This window comes from Rhodococcus sp. p52 (assembly GCF_000763325.2).
Lineage (GTDB): Bacteria > Actinomycetota > Actinomycetes > Mycobacteriales > Mycobacteriaceae > Rhodococcus > Rhodococcus pyridinivorans.
Genome location: NZ_CP016819.1, coordinates 2,583,538 through 2,596,107, shown reverse-complemented (window position 1 = coordinate 2,596,107; position 12,570 = coordinate 2,583,538). Strand labels below are relative to the sequence as shown.

At 68.5% G+C, this 12,570-nt stretch carries 12 protein-coding genes; 3 read left to right on the top strand and 9 right to left on the bottom strand.

What is annotated here, in order from left to right; genetic code table 11:
* The first annotated feature begins 69 nt into the window (after nt 1-69).
* Nucleotides 70-1,092 carry a BMP family protein gene (locus tag IM25_RS12055; protein WP_228044946.1) on the top strand — a complete coding sequence of 341 codons (1,023 nt, stop codon included), beginning with the start codon at nt 70-72 and terminating at the stop codon, nt 1,090-1,092.
* A gap of 113 nt (nt 1,093-1,205) precedes the next feature.
* Here the strand turns inward: IM25_RS12055 and IM25_RS12050 are convergent, their stop codons facing one another.
* The 6 genes from IM25_RS12050 to IM25_RS12025 form a co-directional block, all read right to left on the bottom strand.
* The gene (locus tag IM25_RS12050) at nt 1,206-1,943 is read right to left on the bottom strand and encodes an alpha/beta fold hydrolase (protein WP_065996067.1); all 738 of its coding nucleotides are present in this window, start codon (nt 1,941-1,943) and stop codon (nt 1,206-1,208) included.
* Nucleotides 1,940-2,995 carry an isopenicillin N synthase family dioxygenase gene (locus tag IM25_RS12045; RefSeq protein WP_065996066.1) on the bottom strand — a complete coding sequence of 352 codons (1,056 nt, stop codon included), beginning with the start codon at nt 2,993-2,995 and terminating at the stop codon, nt 1,940-1,942. Before IM25_RS12045 ends, IM25_RS12050 begins: the two co-directional genes overlap by 4 nt.
* Complete coding sequence (locus tag IM25_RS12040) at nt 2,976-4,370, bottom strand: uracil-xanthine permease family protein (RefSeq protein WP_019288016.1); 1,395 nt, start codon at nt 4,368-4,370, stop codon at nt 2,976-2,978. The genes IM25_RS12045 and IM25_RS12040 overlap by 20 nt, the downstream gene beginning before the upstream one ends.
* Before the next feature lie 127 nt (nt 4,371-4,497).
* Nucleotides 4,498-5,466: an allantoicase gene (gene alc, locus IM25_RS12035; RefSeq protein WP_019288015.1), complete on the bottom strand. Its 969-nt coding sequence runs from the start codon at nt 5,464-5,466 to the stop codon at nt 4,498-4,500.
* Complete coding sequence (gene allB / locus IM25_RS12030) at nt 5,463-6,815, bottom strand: allantoinase AllB (protein ID WP_065996065.1); 1,353 nt, start codon at nt 6,813-6,815, stop codon at nt 5,463-5,465. The genes alc and allB overlap by 4 nt, the downstream gene beginning before the upstream one ends.
* Nucleotides 6,812-8,086, bottom strand: coding sequence for a DUF6986 family protein (locus tag IM25_RS12025; RefSeq protein WP_019288013.1), 1,275 nt, complete (start codon nt 8,084-8,086; stop codon nt 6,812-6,814). The genes allB and IM25_RS12025 overlap by 4 nt, the downstream gene beginning before the upstream one ends.
* Before the next feature lie 166 nt (nt 8,087-8,252).
* Between IM25_RS12025 and IM25_RS12020 the strand changes: the two genes are divergently transcribed.
* Entirely contained in the window at nt 8,253-8,678 is a 426-nt protein-coding gene (locus tag IM25_RS12020) for a helix-turn-helix domain-containing protein (protein WP_006550619.1), read from the top strand.
* Between the two features lie 44 nt (nt 8,679-8,722).
* On the opposite strand, the gene IM25_RS12015 is transcribed toward IM25_RS12020, so the two are convergent.
* From IM25_RS12015 to IM25_RS12005, 3 genes are all read right to left on the bottom strand, one after another.
* Nucleotides 8,723-9,316, bottom strand: coding sequence for an ATP-dependent Clp protease proteolytic subunit (locus IM25_RS12015; protein ID WP_033097276.1), 594 nt, complete (start codon nt 9,314-9,316; stop codon nt 8,723-8,725).
* Complete coding sequence (locus IM25_RS12010) at nt 9,313-9,921, bottom strand: ClpP family protease (protein WP_006550621.1); 609 nt, start codon at nt 9,919-9,921, stop codon at nt 9,313-9,315. Before IM25_RS12010 ends, IM25_RS12015 begins: the two co-directional genes overlap by 4 nt.
* Nucleotides 9,922-9,998: 77 nt before the next feature.
* Nucleotides 9,999-10,352, bottom strand: a complete 354-nt coding sequence (locus IM25_RS12005; RefSeq protein ID WP_006550622.1) for a hypothetical protein — start codon at nt 10,350-10,352, stop codon at nt 9,999-10,001.
* Nucleotides 10,353-11,036: 684 nt separating this feature from the next.
* Between IM25_RS12005 and IM25_RS12000 the strand changes: the two genes are divergently transcribed.
* On the top strand, nt 11,037-12,563 hold the full coding sequence (locus IM25_RS12000) for an acyl--CoA ligase family protein (protein WP_033097275.1): 1,527 nt from the start codon (nt 11,037-11,039) through the stop codon (nt 12,561-12,563).
* The last annotated feature ends 7 nt before the right edge of the window (nt 12,564-12,570 follow it).

Here is a 12,570-nt window from a genome sequence, read left to right as displayed (position 1 = left end):
TTTCCGTCAGCTTTCCCGTCAGTCCTGGGGTTCGCAGTCGCGAGCCCTCCCTTCCCCGAGGAGAACCACGTGAAGAAATTGGGTACCGCTGTGGCGGCCGCCGCCGTCGTCGGAGCCGCCGTGACCGGGTGTTCGAGTTCCGACCCCGGTGGGAGCGGCTCGGCCGACGGGGTCGTCAAGGCCGCGATCATCACCTCGGGTCCGGTCAACGACGTCGGCTGGAACCAGGGCATGGTCGAGGGCGCCGAGAAACTCGAAGCGGAAGGTCTTATCGACCTGACCGTGGTGCAGCAGGATTCGGGCGCGACCTCGGAGCAGATCGCCCAGATCGTCACCGACCTCGCGGAGGACGGCAACCAGCTCATCGTCGGCCACTCGTTCAATTACGGCGAACCCATCAAGGGCATCATCGCCGACTACCCCGACGTGCTGTTCGCCTATCCCGGCGGCTTCGGCGACATCACCGCCAACCTCGCCGACTACAGCCAGCCGTTCTATCAGGGTTCGTTCCTCACCGGCATCCTCGCCGGCGACCTGACGGAGACCGGCATCCTCGCCGGCACCGCCGGTTTCGAGATCCCGGTGTGCAAGGCCCAGATCGAGGCGTTCGCCGACGGCGCGCGCCTGACCTACAAGGGCCCCGGTGAGATCCAGTTGCGTCCGTCCTACATCGGCGGATGGTCCGACGCGGCGGCCCAGACCATCGAGGCCGTCAACGCCCTCGTCGACCAGGGCGCCGACCAGTTCTCCACGTGCGGTGTCGACGCGGCCACCATCGAGGGCGCCAAGCAGCGCGGTGTCGGCGTCGCCGGCTACACGATGGATCAGACCCCGCTGGCACCCCAGAACGTCGTCTCCTCCGTCGTGTGGAATCTCGACGAGGTCCTCCGCGCGATGATCGCCGACGTCGAGGCCGGCAACGTCGACCCGGCGAAGTACTACGAGGTGGACATCACCGAAGGCGGCCTGGACGTCGTCATCAATCCGGCCTTCGCCGACAAGATCTCGCCCGAGGCGATGGCGCTGTTCGAGGAGTACCGCGAGAGGATCATGGCCGGCGAGTTCGAGGTCGAGTACAAGGGCGGCGACTGACCCGGAGCACCTCCTGTAGAACGAACGAGACCGACCTTGTGCGCGATTTCCCACCGGATTTCGCACACAACGTCGGTCTCGTTCCGTAGCTTCGACCTTTGTGAAGATCCGACCTATGTTCGGACGCGCTCCGCGCACCACTCCACCAGCGCCGCCGCGAGGTCGTCGCGGGCGGACAGCTGTGGCGCATGGTCGGACTCGAGCGACACGACCTGCGCACCCGGGGTGAGGCGTTGCATCCCCCGTTGGGTGACGAGGGGAACCGAACGATCCAGTGTCGCTTCGACGTACAGGCGTGGCAGGCGCCCGAATCGTTCCGGTGTCCAGCTGGGCGCCATGAGCCGGGTGGTCTCGAGTTGCGGCACGAGTCGGCGCGCGGCACCGATCGCGTCGGCCGAATCCGCCTCGTGGAAGAACACCGCCGCACCGGCCTCCGGGGGCACGATCGTCCCGCGACCGTCCTCGGTGGGTTCGAGCCATCGCGAGATGCCCACCGGCGATTCGAGACCGATTCCGTCGCAGAGCATCCCGAAGTCGCCCCCGGACGGAAGCATCACCCCCGCCACATAGGCGACCCCGGTGACACGCTCGGGTAGCATCTCCGCGACCTGCGTGACGACGATGCCGCCACCGGAATGGCCGACGAGGATCACCGGACCGTCGAGTCCGGCAACGTGGTCGGCCACGACCGCGGCGACGTCGTCGAGCGTCACGTCGTCGGCACCCCACGATCCGACACCGGGAAGCTCGAGCGGATGTGGGACGTGCCCGGCCCGACGGAGCGGTTCGAGCAGTGTGTCCCACACCCAACTTCCGGCCCACGCGCCGTGCACGAGCACGACATGACTCACTCGCGGTTCTCCCCCGTCGCCGCCAGCACCCGGGCGGCTTCCCGCACAGCAGCGGTGTTGGCCTTGCCGTGCCGCGACCCGGCGAGCTTCGCTTTGATGTGATCGCGGATCAGGATGGGTTCATAGGGTTCCAGGCCCGCATATTCGGGCAACGTGGAGACCACCGCGTCGACGTTGCCGTCGTGGAAGAACGCCACCGAACGACGGCGCCGGATCCTCCCGTCGACGATCGGCGGCTTGACGCGGTGCAGCGTCGACATCCACCGGTCGTCGGTGATGCGGGCGGTGAGATCGCCGAGATTGACCAGCAGGGCGCCGGGCAGCGGTTCGACGTCGTGCCAGATGCCGTCGGTGCCGAGCACCTGCAGCCCTGCGACCCGGTCGGCCCACAGCACGGTGACGATCCCGAAGTCGGTGTGCTCGCCCATGCCGGTGAGGTCGCCGTCGAGGTCGACAGTGCCTTCGGGCAGCGCGTAGTTGTTCATGCGCAGCACGTCGATCGAGTGGTCGGTGAGCCGCTCGAAGTAGTCGGGGGGCTGCCCGAGCGCGTCGGCGAAGATCCGGGTGAGGGTCCGCGCGACCCGCGAGGCCTCGGTGAAGTAGGTCTGCACGCGGTCCTCAAAGCCGGGGACGTCGGGCCAGACGTTGAGTCCGTAGTCGTCCTCCGACAGGTCCAGGTGGGGGAACGACCGGGCCTCCACGCCGACGTTGTATGCCTCGAAGAAATCGTTCATACGGCTGGCGGATTCGACGCCGAGGCTCAGGCTCAGCGACTCGCTCTTCGGCGGGCTGTATCCGCGGTTCGCGCCGACCACCCGGTACTGCTGCTTGTCGTCCATCGGCAGACCGAAGAAGTCGTCGAGGGCGCCGGCGAGGCCGTCGACCACCGGATCGGGGATGCCGTGTCCGAGGATCTGGACGAATCCCACACGGCTGCAGGCTTCGTCGATCTCACGGGCGACACGAGAGCGTTCGGCCTCGTCGCCGGCCCGGACGTACGGGCCGATATCGACGGCGGGAACGACGAAGGCGTCAGACGGCGACTGGTTCATGGGCAACTCCGTGGGGAGAGGGGGTGCCGGCCGAGGTGACGGGGGCCGGTGTGCCGGACCGGGACGCGCGAGCCAGTGTCCCGAGACGAGTGTGGTTGAACAGCAGGTTCAACGAGAACGCCGCGATCGCGGCGAGCGTGATGCCGCTGCCGAGCAGGATCTGCGCGGCGGACGGGAAGCGCTCGAACATGCCCTCGGCGAGTTCGGGGAGCAGACCCACACCCACCGCGACGGCGGCGATCGTGGAGTTGATGCGGTCGGACAGGTCCACCGAGCGCAGCGTGTTGATGCCCACCAGGGCGACGGTGGCGAACAGGATCAGGCCGACACCGCCGACCACGGGCTTCGGCAGCGCCGCGACCACCGAGCTCACCTTCGGCAGCGCACCGAGGACGACAAGGATCGCACCCGACGTGGCGGTGACGTAGCGGCTGTAGACCCGGGTGGTGGCCACCGCACCGACGTTCTGGGTGAAGACGGTGTCGACGAAGGCGTTGAAGACACCGGCGAGCACAGCGGACGCTCCGTCGCCGGCGAGTCCGCGGGCGATGTCGCCCTTACTGACGCGCTTGCCGGTGATCTCGGCGACGGCGAGCATGCTCGCGGTGGATTCGGCGAAGACCACGGCCATGACGATGCTCATGGCGACGACCGCGGTGATCGGGAATTCCGGTGCACCGAAGTGGAAGGGCGCGGGCAGACCCACCCACGCCGAGCCGGCCACGCCGCCGAGGTCGATCAGGCCGAGCGGAACCGCGACGACGGTGCCGACGGCGAGGGCGATCAACACCCCGAGCTGTGCCCAGATGCCGCGCCCGAGGCACAGGAAGGCAACGGCGACGACGATCACCAGCACGGCCAGGGCGATGTTGGTGGGCGAGGCGAAGGTGGGCGACGACGGGTCGGTGCCGACGATCAGCCCGCCCGCCACGCCGATGAGCGAGATCCCGACGACGGTGAGCACGGCACCGGTGACGAGCGGCGGGAAGAAACGGATGATCCTGGCGAAGGGCCAGGCCAGGGCGAGACCGACGATGCCGCCGATCAGCATGGATCCGTAGACGGCCTGCAGGCCGTATTCCTTCGCGATGAGGATCATCGGCGTCAGGCCGGCGAAGGTCGCACCGCAGACGATGGGCAGGCGGACGCCGACGAGTTTGCCGACACCGAGACTCTGGACGATGGTGATCAGACCGGCGATCAGCAGGTCGGCGCTGATGAGCATCGCGATGGTGTCGCGGTCGAGTCCGACGGCCGCGCCGAAGACCAACGGGACGGTGATGCATCCGGTGTACATGATCAGGACATGCTGGAGGCCGAACGCGAACTGCCGGAGGAACGGCAGTCGCGCGTCGACGGGGTGCGGTGAGGTCATGTGATCGCTCCCATTTCGGATGCAGTGCTGTATACGGTGCCGGATACAGCTTGGGGGCCGAAGTTTTCGGGCTCGAGTCATCGTGTTTCGTGCGGGTAAGGAACCGCTCACCGCACCCGCGTCGGAGTTAGGTCAGTCGTCCGTTCACGCGCAGGCGGGCGATGCCGCCGTCCGGATAGACGTCGAGCCGCACGAATTCCACCGGCGTCGGCGAATCGACGCGGAAACGGTGCCGGCAGTCCGGGAGCAGCGCGGTGCGCGGCACGAGTTCGACCCAGGACGATTCGTCGGACATCGCGTTCCCGCTGGGAATTCCGCTCAGGCGTGCCGCTCCCGGTGCGTTGCCGACGAAATAGGAGGTGTCGATCTCGACGTGGTCGACGCAGCCCTGCCCCGCGAGGCGGATCACGACGTAGTCGTTGCCGTCGTCGCGGCGACGCGCGTTCTCCCAGCCCTCCCCCATGTGCCGCGAGCGGCCGAGGCCGATGATGTTGCGCGGCGACGAATAGAAACGGTTCGAGCAGGCGACGACGTCGCCACCGTTCTCGAGGGCTGCGAGATCGATCGTGCCCGTGAGAAAGGCCGGGTCCGGACGGGCATGTCCGTGCACGCGGAATCGGGCTACACCGCCGTCGGGAAAGATGTTCAGGCGCAGGTGTGTCCAGCGCCGGTCGTCGTCCACCGCGAAGGCGTTCGCGGTGTCGCCCTTCAGGGCCACGCGATCGAGGACCGGTTCCCACGGCGCGTCCAGCAACTCCTGATCGGTCGGGTATCCGTCGAGGTTCACCCCGTCGACGGATGCGAAGGGCGGGTAGTTACCGGTGAACCAGGCGGTGTCGATCACGACGCCCTCGACGACGCCGGGAACGCCGAGCCGGACCACCGCGAAGTCGTGCCCGGCTTCGCGGCGACGCCGGGTCTCCCACCCGTCGTAGACCTTTCCCTTGTGCCCGAACTCGGACGGATCGAAATCGGGTGCACCCGGCGAGATCAGGTTCTCGCGACTCGCGAAGAACTCGTCGTTCGCGAACACGACGGCCCCGCCCAGCGATCGCGCGGCGAGATCGGGTAGTTGCAGGAAATCTGCTTCGGTCAACGGTTTTCCTTTCGGGAGAGCAGCGCACCACGCGGTGCGGGGTCGGTGGCGTCGAGGGTGACGGTGAGCGGTTCACCGGCGAGCCAGGTCTGCCGCACGACCCCGGCCAGCGCGCGTTCGGCGTAGGGCGTCACGGCGTTGCGGTGGTGCAGCCGCTCCGGGAAGACGACGAAGGCGTCGTCGGGCGCGAAGACACACAGGTCGGCACTGTTGCCCACGGCGATGGCACCGCGGTCGGCCAGTCCCACGAGGTCGGCGGTGCGGCCGGCCATCCAGCGCACCACGTCGACGAGGGCGTGCCCGCGCTTGCGGGCCTCCGACCACACGATGGGCAGTCCGAGTTGCAGCGACGAGATTCCGCCCCAGGCCTCGCCGAAGTCGCCGGTGACGAACTTCTTCAGCTCCGGCAGGCACGGCGAGTGATCGGAGACGATGCAGTCGAGCGTGCCGTCGGCCAGGCCGCGCCACAGCGCTTCCCGGTTGCGGGCCTCACGGATCGGCGGGCAGCACTTGAAATGTGTGGAGCCGTCGAGGATCTCCTCGCTGAACAGCGACAGATAGTGCGGGCAGGTCTCCGCGGTGACGGGCAGGCCCTCGGCCTTCGCCGCGGCCACGAGCGGAAGGCTTCCCGCATCCGACAGATGCAGGATGTGCACGCGGCACCCGGTCTGCCGCGCGCCGTCGATCACCTGGGCCACGGCACGGGACTCGGCGACCGGTGGTCGCGAGTACAGGAAGTCGTCGTAGCGCGGTCCGGCCGGTGGGTCCTGCGCGTCGAGGGTCGGTCCGTCCTCGGCATGCACGATGAGCAGGCCGCCGAAGCCGGCGATCACGCGCATCGCCTCGATCATCTGCTCGCGGTCCAGCGGCGGGGACTCGTCGAGACCCGAATACGCGAGGAAGCACTTGAATCCGTACACCCCTGCGTCCCAGAGCGGTTCGAGATCGGCGAGGTTACCGGGAATCGCACCGCCCCAGAATCCGACGTCGACGGTGACCTGCCCGTCCGCGACCTTCTGCTTCACCTCGAGGGCCGCCACGTCGACGGTGGACGGGATGGAGTTGAGGGGCATGTCGACGATCGTCGTCACTCCCCCGGCCGCGGCGGCACGCGTGGCCGTCGCGAAGCCCTCCCATTCGGTGCGGCCGGGTTCGTTGACGTGGACGTGCGTGTCCACCAGGCCGGGGAGCAGCACCTCGTCGTCGGCGAGGACGGTCTCCCGCGCACCGGTCGGAGCGGCACCGTCGTATTCCTCGATCGCGACGATGCGGCCGTCGCGCACGTGGACGGCGCAGCTGCGTTCCTCGTCCCCCACCACAGCGCGTCGCGCGCGGATCACGGTGGTCATCGCGTCACCGCCGTCGGTCGACCCGCGAGCCGGGCCAGGTGGTCGAGATTCGTGCCGGTGCGATCGCATACTTCCTTCTCGGTGAGGGCTCCGCAGCTCGTTCCCCGCAGGAGGAAGGCGGCGAGAGCACGGGCGGTGGCGGGTTCGTCGAGGTATCCCGACGACAGGGCCGGGTCGATGTAGGCCGCGACGCGTCCCGCGGCGGTGGACAGCGACCGGCGGTAGAACGCGAAGGTCGCGGCGTAGCGGGTGGGCAGTTGCGCCGGATGCAGGTCCCATCCCTGGTAGAAGCCGCGGCGTAGCGACCGGTCGATCAGGTGGGCGTGCAGCCCCCATGCCGCGCGGATCTCGTCGCGGGTGCCGACGGGAAGGCGGTTGGTGGAGCCGTCGGACAACCGCACCCCCGTGCCCGCTGCCGCAACCTGCATCGTGGCCTTGGCGTGGTCGGCGACGGGGTGGTCCATCGCCTGGTACTCGGCGGCGATGTCGCACGCGGCCGAGTAGTCATAGGTGCCGTAGTGCAGTCCCGAACAGCGGCCCCGGGCCGCTCGGATCATGGTGGCGACGGCAGCGGTGCCATCGGGTCCGCAGATCGCCTGCGGCGTCTCGATCTGGATCTCGAACCGCAGGGGCGCTGCGAGCGGGTAGGTGGACTCGAGATGCTCGCAGACGGTCACCATAGCGGCGACCTGTTCGGGCGCGGTGACCTTGGGCAGCGTGACGACGAATCCGTCGGGGAGAGAGCACTTTCCGGTCAGTTCGGCGACGAAGGAGTCGAGCGTGCGCAGTCCGCGGCGCCGGGTGGCGGCCTCGAAGGACTTGAACCGGATGCCGACGAAGGGTGTCGCGGTGGGATCGGTCGCGAGCGCGGCGGCGGCGCGGGCGACGTGGGCGTCCTCGTCGGCGTCACGTTCGTGCTCCGGAATGCCGGGGCGGGTGAACCCGTCCTCGAAGTCGATGCGCAGATCCTCGATCGGTTCGGTGCGCAGTTTGGCCTCCACGAGAGGGAGGACGGCGTCGGCCAGTTCGGGTTCGATGCCGGTGACCGCGGCGAGGTCCGCGGGACCGTCGATGTGGGTGTCGAGGACGTCGAGCGCGTCGGCTCCCCATCGTGCCGCGATCCCGGCGTCGTAGCGGTCGGCCGGGACGTAGACGGTGTGCACTGGTTGGCGGGCACCGTCGGTCCCGGGATAGGTCGCAGTGTATGCCGCGTCGGTGCCCGCGAGCTGCGCGTCGAGCGCAGCCGCAAGCCTGTGCAATCCTGTCGGCACCCGAACTCCTGTCCTGTATCCACGGCTGTATACGTCGTGGTGCGCCGACGTTATCGGCGCCAGGTCATGTGTTCGGTTAACTGCGGTTACGGGCCCGTTACACATCTGCCGGGGCGGTGTTCGTCCTCGGCAGAACCCGGCCCGATGCCGCCGGATCGACGGCACAATGGTCGGCATGGAGCCGGAGCAGGGTCGCGTGATCGATTTCGCCACTGCCGCGAAGGCGGCACGTGTGACTGCCGCGAAGGCGGCACGTGTGACCGCCGCGAAGTCGGCACGGACTCCCGTGCGGGGAGCCGACAGCACCGAGCCCCGGCTGCTCCGCCAGATCTACGGCGAGATCCTGCGCGACGAGCGTCGCGATCAGGACCGCAGCCTCGAGGACGTCGCCCGCACGGTCGGGATGTCGAAGCAATATCTGTCGGAGGTCGAACGTGGGCGCAAGGAGGCCTCCTCCGAGATGCTGCGGTCCGTGTGCGATGCGCTGGAACTTCCGATGGAGCAACTGCTCGCGCGCGGGATCCGCCGGATGACCGCGCATCGCACACTTCGGACCACGGGTCACGCCGGCGTCGAGTTGTGCGCGGCATGACGGTATGACTGCGTCACAGTGTGACCACGTGACTGCGTGACGGGTCATCCGTCCCGATCGACGACGACGTGATCGGCCAGGCCGTAGGCCACCGCCTCCGTCGGTGAGAAGATCCGGTCCCGGTCGGTGTCGCGGCGCAGTCGGTCGATGTCACGTCCGGTGTGCGCGGCGAGGATCTCCTCGGTCTGGGCCCGTACCCTCATCACCTCCGCTGCCTGCAGGGCCAGATCCGAGATGGTGCCCTGCCCCTGCGCCGACGGCTGGTGCAGCAGCACCCGCGAATGGGCGAGCACGTGCCGACGGCCGGGCGCTCCGGCCGCGAGCAGCACGGCGGCCGCCGAGGCGGCCTGTCCCATGCAGTAGGTCGCGACCTTCGGGCGCAGGAACTGCATGGTGTCGTAGATCGCGAGCATCGCGGTGGACGATCCGCCGGGCGAGTTGATGTAGAGCCCGATCTCCCGATCGGGGGATTCGGCCTCGAGGTGCAACATCTGAGCCATGACGACGTTGGCGACCCCGTCGCCGATCTCGGTGCCGAGGAAGACGATGCGTTCGTTGAGCAACCGGCTGAAGACGTCGAACGACCGCTCCCCCGCCGGTGTGCGTTCGATGACGTTGGGGATCGTGTAGGTGCTCATCGTCCCAGTCCCATCTGCCGTCCTGCGGCGAACGGCGCCAGTTCGGCGAGCGACCCGACGACGGTGTCGACGATGCCGTACTCGCGCGCCTGTTCGGCTGTGAACCACCGGTCGCGGTCGCTGTCGCGTTCGATCTCCTCGAGTGAATGCCCGGTGGCGTCCGAGAGGATCTGCTGCGACTGCAGTTTCATGTATTCGAGATTCTCGGCCTGGATCGCGATGTCGACGGCCGTCCCCGAGAATCCGGCCGACGGTTGGTGCATCATGATCCGGCTGTGGGCAAGGCTCGCGCGTTTGCCCTTGGTGCCCGCCGCGAGCAGGACCTGCCCCATACTGGCGGCGAATCCCGCTGCCACGGTGACGATGTCGTTGGGAACGAGTTGCATCGTGTCGTAGATGGCGAGGCCGGCGAAGACGGATCCGCCGGGTGAGTTGATGTGCAGGACGATGTCGCGCCGGTCGTCGGCGGAGGCGAGCAGGACGAGTTCCGAGCAGACGCGCTCGGCCATCTCGTCGTCCACCTCTCCGGTCAGTCGCAGGATGCGCTGACGGAAGAGCCTGTCGGCCAGTTGGTCCCGGTACGAGAATGGTTCGGTGGTCGTCATGCAGCCAGCCTGACCCCCGATGGGTGCGAACCGGCGGTTCGTCTGCTCACGGCAGACGGACCGGGCGTTCCGGCAGATCAGTCCCCCGCGGACCGGACGGCGCTGATCACCACCGCGACGAGGACGGCCAGCAGAAGGAGCACGAGCAGGACCGGTCCGAGCAGCAGCACCAGCGTGATCACGACGGCCAGGCCGATCTTCGCCTTGGTGCTGAGTCCGGAAATCAGCCCGCCCAGCGCGGCGAGGGCCGGATTGCGACCCTCCAGCGCGGCTCGGATGCCGGCGAGGACCGCCTGCAATCCCACGCCGCCGCTGGTGACCTCGCCGAGGAGCGAGTCCACCCATCCGCGGATCTTCCGGATCAGTCTCGCCCCGAGTCCCCGGAGTTCGGCCAGTGCGCTGCGGACACCGGCCCGCAGCGCATCCTTCAACCTCTCGAGGAGCGATGTGGGTTCCGGCTGTGCCTGCTCGGGTCGGGTCTGCTCGGATCGTGTCCGCTCACGTCCGGGGCGGGTGGGTTTCCCTGCCCGGGCGTCGTTCGCCGGCGGACGCGGTCGTCGTCTCTCCTTCGGAGGCGCCGGCTTCACACGAGAGCGGGGCGTGGCGTCCGAACGGGTCGATGTCCGAGTGGTCGATCGGGATGAGGTTCGGGTCGAGGTGCGCCGCGAGCCGGTTCCGGGGTCGCGGTCCCGACGCCGTGCAGCGGGTTCGGGTTCGCGGGTGCGACGCCGCGCGGTGGGCTCGGGCTCGCGAGGTCGACGGCTGCGCGTCCGCACAGGCTCGACGGGAGTCTCCGTCTCCGTGGCCCTCGCGCGCGTCGCGGTCGGCCGCCGCGCCGGACGGGAGGTTCGGCGGGCTTCGTTCTGCCGAGCACTCATACCACTCGCCTTCTCTCGTGGACGAGCACGGTGCCTCTCAGTGAACGCCGGATTCCGGGTCCGGTCAACGGCAGACGGAGCGTTCAGCCGGTACGGAAAAGGGGTGGACCCTGTTCAAGATCGGTAACGGCTCTTGGAAGAATGGTCATCGCCCTCACAGCACACGGGGAGGTGTGCGCATCATCGTTCGCGATGGGGAGTGCGCGCGCGACGTAATCCGAAGGAGCACCGACAGACGTGACCGAGCAATTCAGTTTCGAAACACTCACGCCCACGGCATTTCTCGACCGCTCCGCCCGGGTCTTCCGTGACGACCTCGCAGTGGTGGACGGCGACATCCGTCGCACCTATGCCGAATTGCGCGATCGGTGCCTGCGACAGTCGGGCATGCTGCACGCTCTCGGTGTCGAGCCCGGCGACCGTGTCGCAGTACTCGCGCCGAACACCTCGCTGATGCTCGAGGCGCACTACGGTGTGCTCTACGCGGGCGCCGTGCTCGTCTCGCTCAACACGCGCCTCACCGCGCCGGAACTGCGGTTCATTCTCGAGCACTCGGGCAGCCGGGTCCTGCTCGTCGAGGAGTCGCTGGCCGACCTGGCCCGCGAGGCCACGGCCGATCTGCCGTCGATCACGGTCGTCGGCGACGACTACGAGGACAAGCTCGCCGCCGCCCGTCATCGGTGCGTGCCGCTCGCCGACGAGCGCACCATGATCGCCCTGAACTACACGTCCGGCACGACGGGTGATCCGAAGGGCGTGATGTACCACGCGCGCGGCGCCTACCTGCAGGCCCTGGCGATGGTCGCGCACTTCGGGCTCGACAGCGGATCCACCTATCTGTGGACGCTGCCTATGTTCCACTGCAACGGCTGGACGTTCACCTGGGCCGTCACAGCAGCCGGTGGCACGCACGTGTGCCTGCCCAAGGTCGACCCCGAGCGGATCTGGGATCTCGTGCGCACCGAGAACGTCACGCACCTGTGCGGCGCGCCGACCGTTCTCGCGTCGCTGGTCGACGCCCCGAATGCGGGCGGCATCGACCATCGTGTCGTCGCGGCGATCGGTGGCGCACCGCCGGCGCCCGCCCTCATCGAGCGGTGCACCGCGCTCGGACTCGACATCACGCACCTGTACGGGCTCACCGAGACGTACGGCCCGGCGGCGATCTGCGAGTGGCGTTCGGAATGGGACGTCCTCCCCGAGGACGAGAAGGCACGGCTGCGCTCGCGGCAGGGCGTGGGCAACGTCGTGGCCGGCGAACTCCGCATCGTCGACCCGATGGGATCCGACGTTCCCGCCGACGGTGAGACGACCGGTGAGATCGCGCTGCGCGGCAACAACGTGATGCTCGGTTACTACAACAACCCGGACGCGACCGCCCGCGCCGTGCCGGACGGCTGGTTCCGCACCGGCGACATCGGCGTCATGCATCCGGACGGCTACATCGAGATCCGCGACCGCGCGAAGGACGTCATCATCTCCGGTGGCGAGAACATCTCGTCCGTCGAGGTCGAATCGGCGCTCATCAGCCATCCGGCCGTTCTCGAGGCCGCCGTCGTCGCGGCGCCGAGCGAGAAGTGGGGCGAACGTCCCGTCGCCTACGTGGCACTGCGCAGCGGCGCGAGTGCCGACGAAGCGGAACTGCGCGCGCATGTGCGTTCGCAGCTCGCCGGTTTCAAGGTTCCCGACAGCATCGTCTTCGGTGCCCTGCCGAAGACCGCCTCGGGCAAGATCCGCAAGGTCGAACTGCGCGAGCGTCTCTGAGCACCGG

Coding starts and splice junctions, on each gene's coding strand:
- IM25_RS12045 (WP_065996066.1), bottom strand. CDS start 2,995: ATGAACCAGTCGCCGTCTGACGCCTTCGTCGTTCCCGCCGTCGATATC.
- IM25_RS12040 (WP_019288016.1), bottom strand. CDS start 4,370: ATGACCTCACCGCACCCCGTCGACGCGCGACTGCCGTTCCTCCGGCAG.
- allB (WP_065996065.1), bottom strand. CDS start 6,815: ATGACCACCGTGATCCGCGCGCGACGCGCTGTGGTGGGGGACGAGGAA.
- IM25_RS12020 (WP_006550619.1), top strand. CDS start 8,253: ATGGTCGGCATGGAGCCGGAGCAGGGTCGCGTGATCGATTTCGCCACT.
- IM25_RS12015 (WP_033097276.1), bottom strand. CDS start 9,316: ATGAGCACCTACACGATCCCCAACGTCATCGAACGCACACCGGCGGGG.
- IM25_RS12010 (WP_006550621.1), bottom strand. CDS start 9,921: ATGACGACCACCGAACCATTCTCGTACCGGGACCAACTGGCCGACAGG.